Annotated in this window: 20 protein-coding genes; 8 read left to right on the top strand and 12 right to left on the bottom strand. The window is 73.1% G+C overall.

Annotated features, from left to right (window positions below; translation table 11 throughout):
* The 4 genes from VH969_RS08505 to rimP form a co-directional block, all read right to left on the bottom strand.
* Positions 1-1,713, bottom strand: a 1,713-nt coding sequence (locus VH969_RS08505; RefSeq protein WP_331973008.1) for a translation initiation factor IF-2 N-terminal domain-containing protein, incomplete at its 3' end; no start/stop codon positions are given.
* A 91-nt stretch (positions 1,714-1,804) separates the two neighbouring features.
* On the bottom strand, positions 1,805-2,164 hold the full coding sequence (locus VH969_RS08500) for a YlxR family protein (RefSeq protein WP_331973006.1): 360 nt from the start codon (positions 2,162-2,164) through the stop codon (positions 1,805-1,807).
* Between the two features lie 22 nt (positions 2,165-2,186).
* The gene (nusA, locus tag VH969_RS08495) at positions 2,187-3,233 is read right to left on the bottom strand and encodes a transcription termination factor NusA (protein WP_331973004.1); all 1,047 of its coding nucleotides are present in this window, start codon (positions 3,231-3,233) and stop codon (positions 2,187-2,189) included.
* On the bottom strand, positions 3,230-3,784 hold the full coding sequence (gene rimP, locus VH969_RS08490; RefSeq protein ID WP_331973002.1) for a ribosome maturation factor RimP: 555 nt from the start codon (positions 3,782-3,784) through the stop codon (positions 3,230-3,232). Before rimP ends, nusA begins: the two co-directional genes overlap by 4 nt.
* A gap of 187 nt (positions 3,785-3,971) precedes the next feature.
* Here rimP and VH969_RS08485 point away from each other — a divergent pair, with 187 nt between their 5' ends.
* Together VH969_RS08485 and VH969_RS08480 are read left to right on the top strand one after the other, a co-directional pair.
* Positions 3,972-4,448 carry a hypothetical protein gene (locus VH969_RS08485; protein ID WP_331973000.1) on the top strand — a complete coding sequence of 159 codons (477 nt, stop codon included), beginning with the start codon at positions 3,972-3,974 and terminating at the stop codon, positions 4,446-4,448.
* The gene (locus VH969_RS08480; RefSeq protein WP_331972998.1) at positions 4,448-4,921 is read left to right on the top strand and encodes a ferritin-like domain-containing protein; all 474 of its coding nucleotides are present in this window, start codon (positions 4,448-4,450) and stop codon (positions 4,919-4,921) included. The genes VH969_RS08485 and VH969_RS08480 overlap by 1 nt, the downstream gene beginning before the upstream one ends.
* Positions 4,922-4,925: 4 nt before the next feature.
* On the opposite strand, the gene VH969_RS08475 is transcribed toward VH969_RS08480, so the two are convergent.
* Positions 4,926-5,645, bottom strand: a complete 720-nt coding sequence (locus VH969_RS08475; RefSeq protein ID WP_331972996.1) for a hypothetical protein — start codon at positions 5,643-5,645, stop codon at positions 4,926-4,928.
* A gap of 60 nt (positions 5,646-5,705) precedes the next feature.
* Positions 5,706-6,716, bottom strand: a complete 1,011-nt coding sequence (locus VH969_RS08470) for an aminotransferase class V-fold PLP-dependent enzyme (protein WP_331972994.1) — start codon at positions 6,714-6,716, stop codon at positions 5,706-5,708.
* 24 nt (positions 6,717-6,740) lie between these two features.
* Here VH969_RS08470 and VH969_RS08465 point away from each other — a divergent pair, with 24 nt between their 5' ends.
* Positions 6,741-7,151 (top strand): secondary thiamine-phosphate synthase enzyme YjbQ, encoded by a 411-nt coding sequence (locus VH969_RS08465; protein WP_331972992.1) that lies wholly within the window; start codon positions 6,741-6,743, stop codon positions 7,149-7,151.
* Here VH969_RS08465 and VH969_RS08460 read toward each other — a convergent pair.
* The gene (locus VH969_RS08460; protein ID WP_331972990.1) at positions 7,148-8,200 is read right to left on the bottom strand and encodes an ABC transporter permease; all 1,053 of its coding nucleotides are present in this window, start codon (positions 8,198-8,200) and stop codon (positions 7,148-7,150) included. The two genes, VH969_RS08465 and VH969_RS08460, sit on opposite strands and share 4 nt — an antisense overlap.
* Before the next feature lie 134 nt (positions 8,201-8,334).
* Between VH969_RS08460 and VH969_RS08455 the strand changes: the two genes are divergently transcribed.
* Entirely contained in the window at positions 8,335-9,024 is a 690-nt protein-coding gene (locus tag VH969_RS08455) for an HAD family hydrolase (protein ID WP_331972988.1), read from the top strand.
* 116 nt (positions 9,025-9,140) lie between these two features.
* Here the strand turns inward: VH969_RS08455 and VH969_RS08450 are convergent, their stop codons facing one another.
* Both VH969_RS08450 and mtnA read right to left on the bottom strand, forming a co-directional pair.
* Positions 9,141-10,889 carry a proline--tRNA ligase gene (locus tag VH969_RS08450; protein ID WP_331972986.1) on the bottom strand — a complete coding sequence of 583 codons (1,749 nt, stop codon included), beginning with the start codon at positions 10,887-10,889 and terminating at the stop codon, positions 9,141-9,143.
* 65 nt (positions 10,890-10,954) lie between these two features.
* The gene (gene mtnA / locus VH969_RS08445) at positions 10,955-11,923 is read right to left on the bottom strand and encodes an S-methyl-5-thioribose-1-phosphate isomerase (protein ID WP_331972984.1); all 969 of its coding nucleotides are present in this window, start codon (positions 11,921-11,923) and stop codon (positions 10,955-10,957) included.
* Between the two features lie 39 nt (positions 11,924-11,962).
* Here mtnA and VH969_RS08440 point away from each other — a divergent pair, with 39 nt between their 5' ends.
* From VH969_RS08440 to VH969_RS08430, 3 genes are all read left to right on the top strand, one after another.
* Positions 11,963-12,313: a VOC family protein gene (locus VH969_RS08440; RefSeq protein ID WP_331972982.1), complete on the top strand. Its 351-nt coding sequence runs from the start codon at positions 11,963-11,965 to the stop codon at positions 12,311-12,313.
* A 210-nt stretch (positions 12,314-12,523) separates the two neighbouring features.
* Positions 12,524-13,516, top strand: coding sequence for a serine protein kinase RIO (locus VH969_RS08435; protein ID WP_331972980.1), 993 nt, complete (start codon positions 12,524-12,526; stop codon positions 13,514-13,516).
* Positions 13,517-14,484: 968 nt separating this feature from the next.
* Positions 14,485-15,774: a DEAD/DEAH box helicase gene (locus tag VH969_RS08430; RefSeq protein ID WP_414638442.1), complete on the top strand. Its 1,290-nt coding sequence runs from the start codon at positions 14,485-14,487 to the stop codon at positions 15,772-15,774.
* Here VH969_RS08430 and cobA read toward each other — a convergent pair.
* Positions 15,728-16,945, bottom strand: coding sequence for a uroporphyrinogen-III C-methyltransferase (gene cobA, locus VH969_RS08425; RefSeq protein WP_331972978.1), 1,218 nt, complete (start codon positions 16,943-16,945; stop codon positions 15,728-15,730). The two genes, VH969_RS08430 and cobA, sit on opposite strands and share 47 nt — an antisense overlap.
* Positions 16,946-16,984: 39 nt before the next feature.
* On the opposite strand from cobA, the gene VH969_RS08420 reads away from it, so the two are divergent.
* Complete coding sequence (locus tag VH969_RS08420) at positions 16,985-17,563, top strand: thioredoxin family protein (RefSeq protein WP_331972976.1); 579 nt, start codon at positions 16,985-16,987, stop codon at positions 17,561-17,563.
* Between the two features lie 98 nt (positions 17,564-17,661).
* Here VH969_RS08420 and VH969_RS08415 read toward each other — a convergent pair whose 3' ends face one another.
* Together VH969_RS08415 and VH969_RS08410 are read right to left on the bottom strand one after the other, a co-directional pair.
* Positions 17,662-18,495 carry a S1 family peptidase gene (locus VH969_RS08415; protein WP_331972974.1) on the bottom strand — a complete coding sequence of 278 codons (834 nt, stop codon included), beginning with the start codon at positions 18,493-18,495 and terminating at the stop codon, positions 17,662-17,664.
* Positions 18,496-18,711: 216 nt separating this feature from the next.
* The gene (locus tag VH969_RS08410; protein ID WP_331972972.1) at positions 18,712-19,812 is read right to left on the bottom strand and encodes a bifunctional cobalt-precorrin-7 (C(5))-methyltransferase/cobalt-precorrin-6B (C(15))-methyltransferase; all 1,101 of its coding nucleotides are present in this window, start codon (positions 19,810-19,812) and stop codon (positions 18,712-18,714) included.
* Positions 19,813-19,869 lie beyond the last annotated feature (57 nt).

Raw genomic sequence — 19,869 nt, 5'->3', positions numbered from 1 at the left:
CGGCAGGTCGGCCGCCTGCGCGTGGTTGATGGCCTCCACCGTCTGCGGCATGACGCCGTCGTCGGCGGCGACCACGATCACCGCGATGTCCGTGGAGTTCGCACCGCGGGCACGCATGGCGGTGAACGCCTCGTGACCCGGCGTGTCGATGAAGGTGATCAGCCGTTCCTGGCTGTCGACCTCGACCTTGACCTGGTAGGCACCGATGTGCTGGGTGATGCCGCCGGCCTCGCCCTCGTGGACGTTGGCCTTGCGGATCGTGTCCAGCAGGCGGGTCTTACCGTGGTCGACGTGACCCATGACGGTCACGACCGGCGGCCGCGACTGGAGATCGGTCTCGTCGCCCGCGTCCTCGCCGAACGTGATGTCGAACGAGTCGAGCAGCTCGCGGTCCTCCTCCTCCGGGGAGACGACCTGCACCTTGTAGTTCATCTCGGTGCCGAGGAGCTCGAGCACGTCGTCGGAGACCGACTGGGTCGCCGTGACCATCTCGCCGAGGTGGAACAGCACCTGCACCAGCGAGGCCGGGTTGGCGTTGATCTTCTCCGCGAAGTCGGTCAGCGAGGCACCGCGCGGCAGCCGGATGTTCTCGCCGTTGCCCTTGGGCAGGCGAACACCGCCGACGCTGGGCGCCTGCATGTTCTCCATGTACTCCTGGCGCTTCTGCCGCTTCGACTTGCGGCCACGCCGGGACGGCCCGCCGGGCCGGCCGAACGCACCCGCGGCACCGCCGCGACCGCCACCGGAACCCGGGCGGCCACCGCCACCGCGGAAACCGCCACCGGCCGGCGCGCCACCGGGACCGCCGCGGTAGCCGCCGCCACCGCCGCCGCCACCACCGCCGCCACCGGGACCGCCGCGGAAGCCGCCACCGCCGCCGCCACCGCGCGGCCCGCCGGGACCGCCACGCGCGCCGCCACCCGGGCCACCGGGACCGCCACGCGCGCCGCCACCGGGACCGCCACGACCGCCACCGGCCGGACGAGCCGGACGCGGCGGCATCATGCCGGGGTTCGGGCGCGGGGGCATCTGCCCGGGCGAGGGCCGCGGACCGGCGGGCGCGTTGCCGCCACCCCGCGGACCGGGCGCCGGGCGCCCCTCACCGGGACGCGCGGCACGCTCGCCGCCGGGGCCACCTCCGGGCCGCGGCGCGGACGGACGCGGCGACGGAGCACCGGCACCCACACCGAACGGGTTGTTGCCGACCCGCGGCGCCCGCGGACCGGGCTTGGGCGACTGCGGCCGCGGCGGCACGACCTGGCCACCCGCCTGCCCGCCACCCTGAGGTTGCTGCTGCTGCGGAGCCGGGCCGGGCTTCACGGCCGGCTTCGGCGCCGCCTCCGTCTCGACCTTGGCCGCGGCCGGCTGGGGCGCGGCGGGCTCGGCCGGACTGGGCTTCGCGGCCGGCTTGGGTGCCGGCCTCGCGGGAGCCGGCGCTGCCGGCGCGGCCGCCTGCGGCTCGGCCACCGGTGCGGCGGCCTGCTGGCGTGCGGCCGGCTTCGGGCGCGCGGCGCTCTTGGCACCACCGCTGTTCTTCGCGGCGGCGCCATCCGTCTTGGGGTACGCGTCCCGCAACCGGCGGGCCACCGGGGCCTCCACCGTGGAGGACGCGGACTTCACGAACTCGCCGAGCTCCTTCAACTTGGCGAGAACATCCTTGCTGGTTACACCGAGCTCTTTGGCGAGCTCATGTACTCGGGCCTTGCCTGCCACTGCTCTCCTCGTCCGAGTGAGGCCGGCGGCAACGGTCCCGCGCGACCTCGTCCTATCGTCTGGCGTTCATGGCTTCAGCTTCACGGCTGACTCATGACGGGTCGACCTGCTTTCGTTCATCCAGCCCGGGCCGGGAAGATCCCGATCCGGTAACGCGGTGGGCCAGCTGCTCCAGATCACTCCGGAGCGCACCGGCGTCGAGCGGGCCCGGCACGCGCAGCGCTCTCGCGAACGCACGCCGCCGCTCGGCCTTGTCCAGGCAACTCAACTCGGGATGTAGCCATGCCCCCCGACCGGCGGCTCGGCGCCGTAGATCGAGAGCCAGGTCTCCATCCACGAGCACGACCCGGAGCAACTCACCGGTCTCCGCCCTGACCCGGCAGCCGACGCAGGTACGTACCGGATTGGTACGCGGAAGACGTGCGGACGCCGGTCCAGAACGTTGAACCACTGATGAGTCTATCCCGTCGGCCTTACTCGGCCGAACCCGATGTCGGTGTGACGCTCGGCGCGCCCGCGGCCGGTATGCCGTGCGCCGGCGTGGGCGCCGCGGCGTCGCTGCGGATGTCGATGCGCCAACCAGTCAACCTGGCCGCCAGCCTGGCGTTCTGGCCCTCCTTGCCGATCGCCAGGGACAGCTGGAAGTCCGGCACCACGACTCGAGCGGTCTTCGCCCGTTCGTCGACCACGCGGACAGAGATGACCTTGGCGGGCGAGAGGGCGTTGCCCACGAACGTCGCCGGGTCCTCCGAGTAGTCGATGATGTCGATCTTCTCCCCCAGCAGCTCGCTCATCACGTTGCGCACCCGTGCCCCCATCGGCCCGATGCAGGCGCCCTTGGCGTTGACTCCGGGGACGGTCGAGCGGACCGCGATCTTCGACCGGTGCCCCGCCTCGCGGGCCACCGCCGGGATCTCCACGGTGCCGTCGGCGATCTCCGGGACCTCGAGCGCGAACAGGCGCCGGACGAGGTTGGGGTGCGTACGGGACAACGTGATCTGGGGTCCCCTTGTTCCCCGGCTCACACCGAGCACGAAGCACTTGATCCGGGTGCCGTGCTCGTACCGCTCGCCGGGCACCTGCTCGGCCGCGGGCAGCACGCCCTCGGTGTCGCCGACCTGGACCACGACCATGCCGCGGGAGTTCGCGCGCGCGTCGCGCTGCACGACGCCGGCGACGATCTCGCCCTCCTTCGCGGAGAACTCGCCGAACGTCTTCTCGTTCTCGGCGTCCCGCAGCCGCTGCAGGATGACCTGCCGCGCGGTGGTGGCGGCGATGCGGCCGAAGCCCTCGGGCGTGTCGTCCCATTCCTGGACCGGCTCGCCCTCGGCACCGAGCTCATAGGCGATCACCCGGACGATGCCGGTGCGCCGGTCGATGTCGATCTTGGCGTGCGGCTGGTGGCCCTCGGTGTGCTTGTACGCGGTGAGCAGCGCGGTCTCGATCGCCTCGATCACCGTGTCGAAGGGGATGTCCTTGTCCCGCTCGATGGCGCGCAGCGCCGCGATGTCGACATTCACCTCGACCCCTCCTCGTGCTCGAGCAGCGCGACCTCGTCGGCCGGCGGCTCGCGGAACTCGACCTCGACGACGGCGTGCTCGATGTCGGCGTACCGGACGTGCCGGACGTTCTTGCCGACCAGCAACCGGACGCCATGCTCGTCCGCGTCGCCGACGCGCGCGGTGTAGCTGTCCTCGCCCTGGCGCACGGCGACCTTGCGCAGTCGGGCGCGCCGCCAGTGGCGCGGCTTGGTCAGCGGCCGGTCGAGGCCCGGGCTCGTCACCTCGAGCGTGTAGGAGCCACCGAGCACGCTGCCGGCGGTACGGCTGTCCTCCAGCGCGTCGAGCGCCGCGGACACGGCGCGGCTGACCTCCGCGACCTGGTCCAGGCCGATGCCACCCGCCCCGGTGCCGTCGTCCTCGCGGTCGACGACCACCTTCACCAGCTGCCGCCGGCCGGCCTGCTGGACGTGCAGCGTCTCGAGGTCGTAGCCCGCCCGGGCGACGGCGTCGGCGACCACCGGCTCCAGCGTCTCGCCGGCGCCGTTGATGCGTTGTCGCTGACCTGGCACGTGGCCACTCCCCTGCCTCGAGTCTTGTCTCGGATCGTGTCGCAGTCGTGTCGCGGGATTGCGTCTCGTGTGCCACTCACCGACCGTGGTTGCCAAGCGTATCTCGTCACGGCCCGCGAGTCGGCTTAGAGCAGGCACGGTGCGTCCGACCGGGTGGCACGCTCGCCTGGCAGTATGACCGCCCGTGATGAACATCGGGCACCGGATCGGGCGCCGGGACGTGCTACGCGCCGGGGCGCTGCTGCTACCCCTCGCGGCGGCGGTCTCCTGCACGGAGCCGGCGCAACCACCCCCACCGGACCCGCTCGCGGCCATGGCCGCGCGGGCACGCGCCGACGCGGCGAGCGCCGCGGCCGTGGCGAGGGCGGTGCCGGCGCTCGCGGCCCAGGCCAAGGCCGTGTCCGACGCGCGCGGCGAGCACGCGACCGCGCTGCAGAAGGAGGTCGACCGGGCGCGCCCGCCCGTCTCCTCCACCAAGCCCGCGCCGCCGGACGCGGAGAAGCCGCCGGCCGGTGCGGCGGCGGCGAAGAAGTCCCTGCTCGACGCGCTGACGGCGGCGGAGCAGGAGGCCGCGAAGCTGGTGCCGAGCGTGGCGCGCTACCGGGCGGGGCTGGTCGGCTCGGTGGCCGCCGCGTGCGCGAGCCTGCGGGAGGTGCTGGCCTGATGCGACAGCCCGACTCGTCCGGCGGTGGGCAGCTGCCGGCCGACTCCGTCGAGGCGGTCCAGTCCGCGCTCGGCTCCGAGCACGCCGCGCTGTGGGTGTACGGCCTGGTCAGCGCGTTCCTGCCGGACTCGTACAACGCGGCCGTCACCGAGGGCACCACCGCGCACCGCGCCCGCCGCGACGCCACCGAGCGGTTGCTGGCCGACGCCGGCCAGACCCCGCGGCCGGCCGAGCCCGCCTACGTGCCGCCGCAGCCCGTCGCCGACCAGAAGTCGGCGATCGCCGTGCTCGTGCTGGCCGAGGCGGACACGACCGTCGCCTGGCGTGCCGTGCTGGAGCGCACCGACGACAAGAACGTGCGCCGCGCCGCGCTGGAGGCGTTGACGGCCGCCGCGGTGCGGGCGACCCGCTGGCGCCGCGCGGCGGGCCAGTCGCCGGCCGCGCCCGCGTTCCCGGGCGAGCCGGCGAAGTAGCCGCTCAGCCGCCGTTCGAGGTGATGTCGCCGCCGAGCCGGATCGCGTCCTTGCAGACGTCGTCCAGCTCGTCCTCCGAGCCGCCCTCGCCCGCCTGCGGGTCGTAGTCGGCCTCGACGATCGTGACCTGGTCGCCCTGCCGCGCGGAGGCGTAGCCACCGCCCTTGCTGAGCTGCTTGAGCCCGCCGGCCTCCACCTCGCCCTCACGGACAAGGTCGCTGACGTTGCCGGAGCCGTCGGTGTCGGTGACGTTCTGCAGCTGCGTGGCCTTGTCCTCGTCCGGCATCTCCACGACCGAGACCGACGTGTAGATCGTGCGGCCGTCGACTCTCGTGGTGAAGACCGACCGGGTCAGCCGGTCGCACGGGCTGTCCTTGAAGAAGCGCTCGGTGTCGCCGTACGCGTGGTCGTCGCACGTGTCGTCGACCCGCGGCGTGCTGAGCTCGTCGGTGAAGTCGTACTTGCCGGAGCTCTGCTGCTGGGTCGCCGAGCCGCCGTAACCCGTCGGGTCGCCGTCCGAGCCCTCCTGGTGGATGTACCACCAGACGACGCCCGAGAGCACCGCGACGAGGACCAGCCCGAGGATGCGCAGCGTCCAGGCGAGCGCCTGGTTGCTCCGCGGCCCGTCCTGCTCCGGCTGGAACTGGAGCGGCGGCGGCCGGTCCGGGCGCTGCGACTGGTTGTCGGGCCACGGCGCTTGGCCCGGGCGATAGGGAGCCGACACGGCCGACACGGTAACCGCACGAACGGTGGTTAACCAGGTGAGGTCCGTGTTGCGGCGCGTTCAGCACGTGCTAGCGAGGACCAGGTCCACGTCCTCGCGGGAGTTGTACAGATGGAAGGACAACCGCGTCCGACCTGCGCGAATGGCGCCGATGACGCCCGCGTCGGTGAGCCGCCGGGCCTGCTCGCCCGACAGGTCGACGGAGATCACGGCGGAGCCCTGCGGCGGGCGGCCGAGGCCGGAGAGCGTCGCGTCGGCGAGTCCCACGCAGTGGTCCCGGACCGCGGCGAGGTCCAGCCCGGCGAGCCACGGCAGCGTCGCGGCGGCACCGATCTGGGCGAACCAGACCGGCGAGAGGTCGAACCGGCGGGCGTCCCCGGCCAGGCGCAGCGGCAGCCCGTAGATGCCCTGCCACGGGTCCTCGGCGGCGTACCAGTTCGCGGCGTGCGGAGTGATCCGCTCCAGCGCGTCGGGCCGGCCGCCGAGCCACGCGGTGCCGCGCGGGGCCAGCAGCCACTTGTACCCGGCGCCGACGACCCAGTCCGCCCAGTCCAGCCGCAGTGGCAGCCAGCCGGCCGCCTGGGTGGCGTCGAGGAGCACGGGCTTGCCGGCGGCCCGCAGCCCGTCGAGGTCGGCGACCCGCCCGTCGGCGGACTGGACCACGCTGACCGCCACCAGGTCATGGTCGTCCACGTGGGACAGCAGGTCGGCGTGCGGCACCTCGGTCACCGGCATCCCGTGCGCGGCAAAGGGAAACGTGACGCTGGTGAACTCGCCCCCGACGGCCAGGACCCGCGTAGTGGCCGGCAGGCTCGCGGCCACGAGCGCGACGAGCTGCGACACGCTCGCGCCGGTCGCCACGTTCGCCACGTCGAGCCCGACGAGCCGCGCCCAGGCCGCGCGGGCGGTCGCCACGTGCTCGTCGAAGTCCGGCGGCCGCGCGGCACCCCGCCGCCACCGCACGACCGCGTCGGCGAGCACGTCGGCCGCCGAGACGGGCGGCACGCCGATGCTCGCCGTGTTGAGGTAGCCGGCCGGCACTTCGAACTGCTGTCCCCAGGCGCTTCGCACCCCTCAACTAATACCGTGTCGACCATGCGCACCACGGAGATCGAGGTGGAGACCGGGCACCGCGAGGTCGTCCACGACCTCACCGACGCCTGCCACTGGTTCCTCGCCGACGCCGGCGCGGGCGACGGGCTGCTGAACGTGTGGGTGCCGCACGCGACGGCCGGCATCGCCGTCCTCGAGACCGGCGCCGGCAGCGACGAGGACCTGCTCGCCGCGCTGCGGGAGCTGCTGCCGAAGGACGGCCGCTGGCGGCACACGCACGGCTCGCCCGGCCACGGGCGGGACCACGTGCTCCCCGCACTGGTCCCGCCCTACGCGAACATCCCCGTTCTCTCCGGCGAGCTGGCCCTCGGCACCTGGCAGTCGGTCTGCCTGGTGGACACCAACATCGACAACCCGGTCCGGAAGGTCCGCTTCAGCTACCTGCCGGGCTAGGCATCGGCCAGCACCGGCTCGCGGGTGCCGGTCTCGGCCCGTGGCTCGACCCGATTCCGGATCGGCCAGAGGATCACGATCAGGCCGGCCAGTGCCATCGCGCCGAGCACGATGAGGCCGTTGGTCACGTCCGGGGCGTCGGGCGTGCCGAGCAGCAGGCTGCGGATGCCCTCGGTGGAGAAGCGGAACGGCGTCCACGACCACAGCAGCGCGCGGTAGGCCGGGTTGAGCATCTCCGGTACCTGGCCGGCCACCGCGGGCGCGATCAGGTACAGCGGGCCGAGGATCGCCACCGCGCCCAGGTTCAGCACGCGCAGCAGCGCGCCCTGCACGGCGGCGAACGCCACGGCGGTCAGGAACATGTAGCCGAGCAGGTCCCAGGACAGCGTCAGCGACGAGTCCCACAGCTTGAAGAACCCGGCGACGACCGCCGTGGCGGCGACGCTGATCGTGAGCAGCAGCGTGACGCGCGAGAGCGGGCCGCGCCGCAGCCCCCGGCGCCTGATCACCAGGCCGTAGCCGAGCGTGGCCACGAGCCCGCCGAGCCACAGCAGGGCGCTCGCGGCCAGCGGCGCTATCCGGCCGGCGACGCTCGCCGGGTGGACGGTCTCCAGATGTGGCGGCGCGACGTCGACGCCCTGCTGGGCGAGAGCGGCGGTGAGGCCCTGGGCCGCGCCGGTCAGCACCTGTGTGGCGCTCTGCGTGCCCTGCGGGTTGACGGCACCGGAGTTGACGACCGTGAGCTGGACGCCCTGCGGCCCGCCGGCCAGCTCGAGAATGCCGTAGACCTCCTTGTCGTCCAGCATCTGCCGGGCCTGGGCCGGGTCGGTGACGTGCCACTCGACGGCGTCGCCGCCCTGCTGGGCGACACGCTCGGCGGCCTGGCGGAGCTGTCCCGGCGGGCTGGCGACGGCCAGCGGGACGTCGTGCGGCGCGACCGTGGCCTGCGCGCCGAAGGTGAGAAAGCCGAGCACCGTGGCGACCACGGCGCCGGCTACGCCCAGCAGCACGGCGAGCAGCGCCGGCCGGTGGGTGGCTGTGGCTGCCATTTGTTCCTCCCGTGGAGTTCATCAGACGTTGAATTTCGAGTTCAAACTACGCCCGGCCGCTCGGGCAAGTCAACCGTTGTTGAAATAAGGTCCCAGCACGCGGACGTGTCGGTGGGCCATGTCACGATGGCTGGGTGGACACGCTGGTTCTCTGGGACATCGACCTGACCCTCGTCGACTACACGGGCATCGGCCGGAAGTGGTACGCCGAGGCGCTCGCCAAAGTCGTCGGCAAGGAGCTGGCGCACCTGCCCACGTTCCCCGGCCGCACCGAGCGCTCGCTCGCGAAGGAGCTGCTCAAGGAGCACGGCGAGGCACACGACGACGAGCACGTGGAGCGGATCCTCGCCGAGCTGGAGGCCATCGGGCTGGCCGCGCGCCCGGCATTGCCGACGCTGGGCCGGGCGCTCGACGGGGCGCCGGAGATCCTGGCGGCCCTGGGCTCGCGGGAGGGCGTCGTGCAGTCGCTGGTGACCGGCAACCTGGCGTCGCTCGCGGACTGCAAGCTGGCGGCGTTCGACCTGGCCCGCCACGTCGACCTGTCGATCGGCGGCTACGGGGCGATCTCCGAGCACCGGCACGACCTCGTCGAGGCCGCGATGGCCCAGGCGTCGGCCAAGCACGGCGTCACGTTCGCGCCGAAGTCTGTCGTGGTCATCGGCGACACCCCGATGGACGTGGCCGCCGGCCGCCACCACGGGACGGTCACGGTAGGCGTGGCCACGGGCCGCCACAGCGCCGACCAGCTGGCCGACTCCGGCGCGGACGTGGTCCTGCCGAACCTCGCCGACACCCCGGCCGTGCTGGCGGCGCTACTGCGCTGACAGGCGGTTGGCGGACGGGGGATTCCGGAGGCCGGGCACGTTCGAGTGAATCGCTCCCTGGTCGCGAACGCGCCCGGGCGACGGAACGGCTGTGCCCGTCGCCCGGCCGCGCCGCGTCAACTCCGCACGAGTGCGGTCAGGTGTGCGACCGCCTCGTCGACCGGGACCTCGGTTCGCTCGCCGGTCGCGCGGTCCTTGACCTCCACCACGCCCTTCGCGAGGCCGCGGCCCACCACGACGATCGTCGGCACGCCGACAAGCTCCGCGTCCGCGAACTTCACGCCCGGCGTCGACGTGCGGTCGTCCAGCAGCACCGACAGGCCCGCGTCGGACAGCTGCCCGGCCAGCCGCTCGCCGCCCTCGCGGACGGAGTCGTCCTTGCCGGCGATGACCACGTGCAGGTCGTACGGCGCGATCGCGCGTGGCCAGACCAGGCCCAGCTCGTCGTGGTACTGCTCGGCGACCACGGCGACCAGCCGGGACACGCCGACCCCGTAGGAGCCCATCGTGATCCGGATCGGCTTGCTGTCCGCGCCGAGCGCGTCGAGCTGGAACGCGTCGGCGTACTTGCGGCCCAGCTGGAAGATGTGCCCGATCTCGATGCCCCGCGCCGCGACCAGCGTGCCCTGCCCGTCCGGCGAGGGGTCGCCTTCGCGGACCTCGGCGGCCTCGATCGTGCCGTCCGGGGTGAAGTCCCGTCCGACCACCAGGTCGACGACGTGGTGGTCGGCCTTGTCGGCACCGGTGACCCACGCCGTGCCGGCCACCACGCGCGGGTCGACGAGGTAGCGAACACCGTTGTCCTGCAACGCCTTCGGCCCGATGTAGCCCTTCACGAGGAAGGGGTTCGCGGCGAAGTCCGCCTCCTCGAGGATGGCCACGGCCCGGGGCTCGAGCGCGGCCTCGAGGCGCTTGGTGTCGACCTCGCGGTCGCCGGGCACGCCGACGGCCAGCAGCTCCCACTTGTCCGCACCGGGCGCGCGCGTCTTGAGCAGGACGTTCTTCAGCGTGTCCGCGGCGGTGAAATCGCGGCCGAGGTTCGCGTTGTTGAGGAAGTCGACCAGCGTCTCGATGGTCGGCGTGTCCGGGGTGTGGTGCACCTGCGCGGCTGGCTTGTCCTCAATGGACTGTGCGGGCGGCGCGGGCGTGACGACGGCCTCCACGTTGGCCGCGAAGCCCGACTCGGTGCTGCGCACGTACGTGTCCTCGCCGGTCTCGGCCTCGGCCAGGAACTCCTCGGACCGCGAGCCGCCCATCGCGCCGGACATCGCGGACACGATCACGTACTTCAGACCCAGCCGGTCGAAGATCTTGATGTAGGCGTCGCGGTGCTTCTGGTAGCTGTTCGCGAGCCCGTCGTCGTCGAGGTCGAACGAGTACGAGTCCTTCATGAGGAACTCGCGGCCGCGCAGGATGCCCGCGCGGGGCCGCGCCTCGTCCCGGTACTTCGTCTGGATCTGGTAGAGCAGGACCGGGTAGTCCTTGTACGAGCTGTACTCCCCCTTCACGGTGAGCGTGAACAGCTCCTCGTGCGTGGGGCCGAGCAGGTAGTCGGCCTGCTTGCGGTCCTTGAGGCGGAACAGGTTGTCGCCGTACTCGGTCCAGCGACCGGTCGCCTCGTAGGGCTCGCGGGGCAGCAGCGCGGGGAACTGGATCTCCTGCGCGCCGATCGCGTCCATCTCCTCGCGGACGATGCGCTCGATGCGGCGCAGCACCCGAAGGCCGAGCGGCAGCCAGGAGTAGCCGCCCGGCGCCACGCGGCGGACGTACCCGGCGCGAACCAGCAGCTTGTGGCTCGGCACCTCGGCGTCCGCCGGATCCTCGCGCAACGTGCGCAGGAACAGCGACGACATCCTGGTGATCACGGCACTTCTCCTTGTCAAGAGGCTGCGGCAAGAGTAGTGACCCGTGCTTGCCCGGCTCCAACGGGTTACGCGGGCCGCTCTCCCAACTCCGGCCGCAGGACCCGGTTCTCGGTGACGATCACGGTCACCAGGTCGGCGGGCGTGACGTCGAAGGCGTAGTTGAGCGTCGCCGTGCCCGGCAGCCCGCCGATGGCGAGGACCTCGTCCGGATCGCGGACCTCGATCTCCACCTGGTCACCGCTCACGAGCCCGAGGTCGATCGTCGACTCGGGCGCGGCCACGACGAACGGCCGGCCCGCGCGCTGCGCGGCCAGGGCGAGCGGGTACGTGCCGATCTTGTTCACCACGTCGCCGTTGGCGGTGATCCGGTCGGCGCCGACCACGACGGCGTCCGCGAGCCCGCGGGCGAGGACGGTCGCCGCGGCGGAGTCGACGATGACCGTGTGGTCGATACCCATCTCGGTGAGCTCCCACGACGTCAGCCGGGAGCCCTGGAGCAGCGGGCGGGTCTCGTCGACGTAGACGTGGCCGAGCCGGTCCCGTTCGTGCAGCGAGCGCACGACGCCCAGCGCGGTGCCCCACTCCACGCAGGCCAGCGCGCCGGCGTTGCAATGCGTCTGGACGACGACCGGGCCCTGGACGCGGGTCGCGAGCCAGTCCGCGCCCCGTTCGCCGAGCGCGCGGTTGCGGACCGCGTCGTCGTCGAGGACCCCGATCGCGGCCGCGAGGACGGCGTCGGGGCCGTCGACGTGGCGGGCCATGGCCTGGTCCACGCCCCACGCGAGGTTCACCGCGGTCGGCCGCGCCGTACGCAGGGCGTCGAGCGCCTTGTCGCGGCGTCCGGGGTCGCGCACCGCGATCGCCGCGCCGAGCGCGCCCGCGGCGCCGAGCGCGGGCGCCCCGCGGATGGCCAGCCGCTTGATGGCCTCGACGAGGTCCTCGACGGTGTGGATCTCCATGAGGACCAGCTCGCCGGGCAGCCGGGTCTGGTCGATCGCGACGATGTGGCCGTCCTGCCAGTCGATGCTTCGCACGCTTCCATTTTTGTCGGTGCTCCGTCGTAGCGTGCGGGCATGAAGCTTTCCATGATCACCATCGACTGTGCCGAGCCCCGTTCGCTAGCCGAGTTCTGGACCAAGGCGCTCGACCTCGAGACCGTGTTCGACGCCGAGGGCTGGTTCGTCCAGCTGCGCTCGGCGGCCGATCCCGCGCAGCCCATGCTGGGCCTGCAGAAGGTGCCGGAGGAACGGGCCGGCAAGAACCGGGTGCACATCGACTTCTCCACCGACGACCGGGAGGGCGAGATCACGCGCCTGGTCGGGCTGGGCGCCAGCCGCGGCGAGGACCACTCCGTACCCGGGCTGACCTGGACCGTCTTACAGGACCCGGAGGGCAACGAGTTCTGCGTCGGTGGCACGCATTAATTCGGTTGCACGGGTCGCGGCGGGTAGGGCAGCCTGCTGCGGTCGGATCAAGGCGCCGGTGGACTGCCGGCGGACGCGAGGAGGTGCCCGTGACTAACAAGGTCGCCTGGACGCCGCCTGCCCGCGTCCGCTCGCCCCGCTGAGGTCGCCTGGTCCTCTCTGTCACCACGCGCCGGTGGGGCGCTCACTGAACCTTTAGGAGAACCCACCGTGCGTGTGCACGACATCGATGACTTCATCGACGACGAAGACGCTTTCGACAACCGCAAGCTGCGGGCCCGCAAGCCCAGGAGGTCGGAGCTCGCCCGCTCGTTCGAGGGCGAGTTCGATCAGGGGTCGACCCGTGCGGGCCGGCTGACCGAACACGAGCGCGCCCGCCTCGCCGCCGTGCGGGAGAGCGCGCTCGCGGGCCCGGCGCTGCCGCCGGGCTACGACCGCTGGACCACTTGGGGAGACGGCGAGCAAGGCCCGCGGCCGCGGCCGGGCTGGGTCGTCACCGAGCTGGCCGCGGCCGACAGCGAACTCGGCATGCTGAAGACCGGTAAGGAGGCCGATGTACACCTGATCCGGCGCGAGTTGCCGGACACCAAGCAGGGTTGCCTGCTGGCCGCGAAGCGGTACCGCAGCAACGAGCACCGGATGTTCCATCGCGACGCCGGCTATCTCGAGGGACGGCGGATGCGGCGTAGCCGCGAGATGCGGGCCATTGCCAACCGGACTGCGTTCGGCCGCAACCTGATCGCCGAACAGTGGACCGTCGCGGAGTTCGCCGCGCTGTCTCGGCTGTGGTCGATCGGCGCGCCGGTGCCGTATCCGGTGCAGCGCAGCGGAACCGAGCTGCTGATGGAGTTCGTCGGTGACGCCGACGGCGGTGCCGCGCCGCGCCTGGCGGAGCTCCGTCCGGCCGGCGACGAGCTGGTCGGGCTGTGGCAACAGCTCGTGGCGGCGCTGGAACTGCTGGCGAGCGAGGGCATGACACACGGCGACCTGTCGGCGTACAACGTGCTCGTCCACGACGGACACGTGATGCTGATCGACCTGCCGCAGATCGTGGACGTCGTCGCGAACCCGCGCGGCCCGGAGTTCCTGGCCCGCGATGTGGCGAATGTCATGGGCTGGTTCCAGGCGCGGGGCCTCCCCGTGACCTTCGGCGAGCCGACGGATCTGACGAACGAGCTGCTCAACGTGGCCGGGCTGGGGTAGGGGGTACCGGCACGGACCGTGACGCGCCGCAGGCCCGGGTCGACCCTTCGGGTAGCCTGGACCACGCATCGCGAGCGGTCCGTGCCGCTCCCCCGTCAATCGATGCCAGATCCACGACCACGGCGCCCGAGCGGCGCTGGGCCCGTCCGCGCGAGATTGCTGCCCGCAGAGGCCTCCCGAGACGTGCCACCCCCGGAGAGGAACTCGTGCCGAACAGCACCGCGCGCCGCAATGCGCGCGCCGCCAAGCCGCGCCACAAGCAGGCGCGGACCGCCCACCAGACGTCCCACCGCGGCGATGCCCGCACGGGCCGCCGCACACCCGAGTACGCCGACAACCGTGCCGACCGCCGCGCGCGGCGGTTCGAGGACGGCGGTGACCGCCGCGAGTCCCGGGACCGCGGCTCACGCGCCTTCGACGCGCCGCCCGACCGCAACGGCCGCCGTGGCGATGGCCGCACCGCCAGGTCGAACGACCGCGACCGCACGAACACACGGGAGCGGGACCGCCCCGGCCACCGCACGAACGAGCGGCCGACCGCATGGGATCGCGACGAGCGGCCGGACCGTCGCGGCAAGCAGGACCGCGAACGCCCGGCCACCTGGGACCGCCAAGAACGCCGTGCCCGCCCGGACCGCAGCACCCGCGAGCGCCCATCCGCGTGGGACCGGGGTGATCGGCCGACCCGAACGGGCGGCCAGGACCGCGCCGCCACGCGGGACCGCGGCGAGTACCGCGCCCCCGCACGCGACCGCCGCGACCGTGCCACGTCGCCGGACCGCGGCGAGCGGCCCAACCGCGCCCACCGGTACGACCGCACCAACGCGGCGGGCCGGTTCGAGCGGCCGACCCACGGGGACCGGCGCGAGCGCACCATCCCGGCGGATCGGTTCGAGCAGCCCAGCCGCGAAGACCGGCGCGAGCGCGCCGCCGCCCGTGACCAGGTCACCTCCTCGTGGAACGGCGAGATCGCCGAGGCGCGCCCGGCGCGAAAGACCGTCACCTTCGCCGAGCTGGGCCTGCCCACGCCGCTCCTCGCCGCGCTCGAAGAGGCCGGCATCGAGGAGCCCTTCCCCATCCAGGCGGCCACCCTCCCCGACGCGCTCGCCGGCCGGGACGTGCTCGGCCGCGCGCAGACCGGGTCCGGCAAGACGCTCGCCTTCGGGCTGGCGCTGCTCACCCGCCTGCACAAGGGCAGCGCCCGTCCGGGGCGCCCGCGTGGCCTCGTGCTCGTGCCGACCCGCGAGCTCGCGGTGCAGGTCGCGGACGCGCTGCTGCCGCTGGCGAGGTCGCTGGGTCTCTGGTGCCGCACGGTCGTCGGCGGGCTGTCGTTCAGCCGGCAGGCCGACCAGCTCGAGCGTGGCATCGACCTGCTGATCGCCACGCCGGGCCGGCTGTCCGATCACGTCCGGCAGGGCACCTGCAAGCTCGACGACGTTCGCTTCGTCACACTCGACGAGGCCGACCAGATGGCCGACATGGGCTTCCTACCGCAGGTCCGCGCCATTCTCGACCTCGTGCCGGAGGGCCAGCGGATGCTGTTCTCCGCCACGCTCGACCGGGACGTCGCCGCGCTCGTCGACGAGTACCTCACCGAACCGGTGACGCACTCGGTCTCCCCGCCGACCGCCTCGGTGTCCACAATGGAGCACCACCTGCTGCTGGTGTCCCGTGAGGACAAGCCGGCCGTGGTCGCGGAGATGGCCGCGCGGGACGGGCGCACGATCATGTTCCTGCGCACCAAGCACCACGTCGACCGGCTCACCCGCCAGCTCCGGGCGGTCGGCGTCGAAGCCGGCGCGCTGCACGGCGGCAAGCCGCAGGGCGCGCGCAACCGCGTGCTCGGCGAGTTCAAGGACGGCCGGCTGCCGGTGCTCGTCGCCACCGACGTCGCGGCACGCGGCATCCACGTCGACGGCGTCAGCCTCGTCGTGCACGTCGACCCGCCGGCCGACGCCAAGGGCTACCTGCACCGTGCCGGCCGCACCGCGCGCGCCGGCGAGGCGGGCACGGTCGTCACGCTGGTCACCCACCAGGAGCGGCGCACGGTGTTCCGCATGACCGAGCAGGCGGGCGTCGAGCCGGAGCGCACGAAGGTCCGCCCCGGCGACGCCGACCTGGTCCGGATCACCGGTGCCCGAACCCCGTCCGGTGAGCCGGTGGCCGAGCAGGCACCCCGCCGGCCGTCGCGGCCGTCGAGCGGACCGGCCTTCAGGCGCCACCCAGCTCGTCGGCGAGCGCCGCGACCGGTCCGATGACGATGATGGCGGGTGGCCGGATCCCTTCGGCCACCACGTCGTCGGCCACCTTGTCCAAAGTGGAGGGCACGACGCGCTGACCCCGTGTCGTGCCCTCCTGCACCACGGACACCGGCGTGTCGGCGGGCCGGCCACCCGACACGAGCGCGTCGGCGAACAGCGCGATGCGCTCCACCGCCATCAGCAACACGATCGTTCCGCGAAGCCGGGCCAGCGCCGCCCAGTCCACAAGCGACGACGGGTCCCCCGGCGCCACATGCCCGGAGACCACGACGACCTCGTGGGCCACGCCGCGGTGCGTCACCGGCACGTCGGCCGCCGCAGGCACGGCGAACGCGGAGGTCACACCGGGCACGACGGTGACCGGCACGCCGGCCGCGGCGCACGCGAGCGCCTCCTCGAACCCGCGCCCGAACACGAACGGGTCGCCGCCCTTGAGCCGCACGACGAAGCGGCCCGCCCGGGCGTGCGAGACGAGCAGCTCGTTGATGGCGTCCTGGCTGGCCGCCCGCCCGTAGGGGATCTTCGCGGCGTCGACGACCTCGACGGACGGCGGCAGCTCCTCGAGCAGCTCGGCGGGCGCCAGCCGGTCGGCGATCACCACGTCGGCCCGGGCGAGCAGCCGCCGCCCGCGCACGGTGATGAGGTCCGGGTCGCCCGGCCCGCCGCCGACGAGCGCCACCCCGACCGGCTTGGCGGCATCGTCGAGCGCCACCCCGGACCGCAGCGCGGCGAGCAGGGAGTCCCGCACGGCGGCCGACCGCCGGTGGTCGCCACCGGCGAGCACGCCGACGAGCATCCGGTCGTGGTCGCCGGTCGCCGGCGTGACGGCGGTGCCGGCCGACCCGGCGTCGGCGCGGACGCAGAAGACGCGCAGCCGCTCGGCCTCGGCGGACACGGCGGCGTTGACCTCGGGCGACGAGGTGCAGCAGAGCACGTACCAGGCACCCTCGAGATCGCCGGACGCGTACGGGCGCCGGTGCCAGACGACCGCGCCGGAGTCGACCAGCGTCTGCACGGCGGGCGTCACGGCCGGCGAGACCAGCTCGACGCGGGCCCCGGACCCCACCAAGCGCGGCAGCCGCCGCTGCGCCACGGTCCCCCCGCCGACGACGACCACCCGCCGCCCGGCGAGATCGAGCCCGGCCAGGTAGTGCTGCTCACCCGTCATGCGCACAAGCATGCCCGGCGCGGCCGGTAGGGTCGCGACATGGTGGCCGTCCAATCCACGATGGTTCCGCTCGGCACCGAGGCGCCGCCCTTCGCGCTACCCGATCCGGACGGGACGACCTGGACGTTCGACAAGGTGGCCAGCCAGCGGGGGACGCTCGTGGCGTTCCTGTGCAACCGCTGCCCGTACGTGCGGCACATCGCGGTCCCGCTGGGCGCGGCGGTGGCGGGATGGCGGCGCCGGGGCCTGGGTGTCGTCGGGATCAACAGCAACGACGCGCAGGCCTACCCGGACGAGCTGCCCGCGCGCATGGCCGAGAACGCCGCCGCCTGGCGCTGGACGTTCCCGTACGTCTCCGACCCGGACCAGCGGGCCGCCCGCGGCTACGGGGCCGCGTGCACCCCGGACTTCTTCCTCTTCGACGGCGACCGCCGCCTGGTCTACCGAGGCCGCTTCGACGCGGCCCGCCCCGGCAACGGCGTCCCGGCAACCGGCGACGAACTGGGCGCGGCGGTGGACGCGGTCCTCGCGGGCGAGGAGATCGAGATCGGCCAGCTGCCGAGCATCGGGTGCAACATCAAGTGGAAGCCGGGCAACGAACCACCCTGGTTCGGCTGAACTTCGCGGGAGCGGGCAGGGCGTGGTGAACCGGGTAGACGAAACCGAGGGCCACTCCGCCCCAGCGGAGTGGCCCTCGGCCCAACCAACCCACCAAACTAGCTGTTGATCTGCTCCTGGATCAGGTCCGACATCGCCGCGACGCGGCCGTACACGCCGTAGAAGTTCGGCTCCGCGCAGCCCTGGCCCCAGGACACGATGCCGATCTCCTTCAGGGTGCCGTCGGCGGCCAGGCCGACCAGCGGGCCACCGGAGTCACCCTGGCAGCTGTCCTTGCCACCTTCCTTCAGACCGGCGCACACCATCGTGTTCGGGTCGAACTGGTCCTGGTAGGACGCGGTGCAGTCGGCGTCGGCGGTCACCGGGACGTCGACCTTCTTCAGCACGTCCGAGGTGTTGCCGCTCTCGTCGGTGCCCCAACCCAGGACGGTGCTGTTCGCGCCGGCCGTGTAGAGCGCGGCGTCGTCCGGCGTCGCGATCTGGATCGGCGCGGCGGTCAGATCCTTGTCCAGCGTCAGCACCGAGGAGTCGTTGACCATCGTGTTCTGGTCGAAGTTCGGGTTGACCCAGATGTTGGTCACGTTCGCCGTCTCACCCTGGTCCTGCGACAGCGACGTGCGGCCCGACACGACCACGATGTCCGCCGGCTGCGAGTCCACGGTGCAGTGCGCGGCCGTGAGGATCTTGTGCGGCGCGACGATCGCGCCGCCGCAGAACTGGAACCCGTCCGGCGTGGTCAGCGCGACCATGTACGGGTTCTCCTCGATGGTCGTCTCCGAGCCACCGATGATCTTCGGCGTGACGGTGCCGGACCCCTGCTTGTCCGCCGACTGGTCCGCGTTCGCCATCGTCACCGACGCGGCGACGCCGACCGACGCGAGAACCGCTGCGGCAACCCCGGCCAGGCGGAGAAGGCGCCTTGCCTCAGCCATCTCTCTTCTCCCTTGTTCGGTCCCGCGAGCGAGTGTTCCCACGGGCTGACTCATAGCTACAAGCCGCTCACCAGCAGCCACAACGCCCATTGGTAGTGGTCCGAATGGGTGAATTTGTCCCCAATTGAGTGCCCTACCTGGAGAAACGTGTGGCGGCCAAAGACCCGACTATCGGATGGAATCCGCTGGCCAGACCCGTTCTCGACCGAAAGGCGATCAGCGCGGGGTGCCCCACAGCAGCAGGCTCGACGAGGCCGTGCCGATGACCGCGCCGCCACCGTGCAACCCCTCGACCGGCGCGGTGAGCACCAGCCGTCCGTCCACTGTGTAGCCGGAGTCGACGAGCGCGTCGCGGGCCGGGCCGATGCTGCCGAGCTCGTGCACCTCGACCACGATGCGCGGCGCCCGCACCGCCGCGCAGCCGCGCACGACGTCGGGCTGCGCGGTGCCGAGGTACACCGCGTCCGGCCGCGGCAGGCCGGCGAGCGACTCGGGCACCGGACCGTCGACCAGCCGCACGTCGACGCCGTGCCGCTCGGCGTTCGCCACGATCCGCACGCACAGGCCGGGGTCGTTCTCCACGGCGATCACCGCCGCGCCGAGCCGGGCCGCCTCGACGCCGACGGTGCCGCTACCGGCGGCCACGTCCCAGATCAGCGTGCCCGGCCGCGGCGCGAGCTTCGTCAGCGCCAGTGCCCGCAGTTCCGGTGAGCTGCCCGTGCCCTCCCGGACGGAGAACGCCTCCTGCCCGAGCGCCCATCCGTCGCCCGGCGGCACCGGCGCACCGCCGGCGAGCCAGCTTCCAGGCCCCGGGCGCGCCGGTTCGGCAAGGCACAGCACGACGTTCGGCTCCGGCCAGCGGCGCCCGGCCGCCTCGACGGCGTCCACAATGGACAGATCCGCGGCCGGACCGCCCGCGCCGGTCAGCACGGCGAGTGTCCGCCGCCAGCCCGCGAGCTCCACCGCGAGCTCGGCCGGCCCGGCGCCGGGCGCGGTCAGCACGCCGACCGCGGGCCGGGCCCGGCAGACGTTGACCGCGCTGCGAAACGACGACCCGCGCGCGGTGACGACCGCGATGTCGTCCCACGGCCACTCCAGCATCGCGGCAAGCAGCTGCAACGGAGTCACCGCGGGCCGGCACACGGTCGGCAGGCCCCGCTCGCGAAGCGCCCGCAGCACGCCGAAGTACCCGGGGTCACCGGTGACGAGCACGACCGCGGATTCGTCCGCCTCGACGGCGGCGGCGAGCGCGTCCAGGGCCGCCGCCGGCAGTGGGAGCGGGCCGGGTACCTCGAGAGCGCCGGCGCCGGCGGCCACTCCGGCGGCCGCGCCGGCCGGCTTGAGCGTGCTCGTCGTCGATGTTCAGTCGCTGCT

This window comes from Actinophytocola sp. (genome assembly GCF_036555685.1).
Classification (GTDB): Bacteria; Actinomycetota; Actinomycetes; order Mycobacteriales; family Pseudonocardiaceae; genus Actinophytocola.
This window is presented reverse-complemented; position numbering and strand designations above follow the sequence as displayed.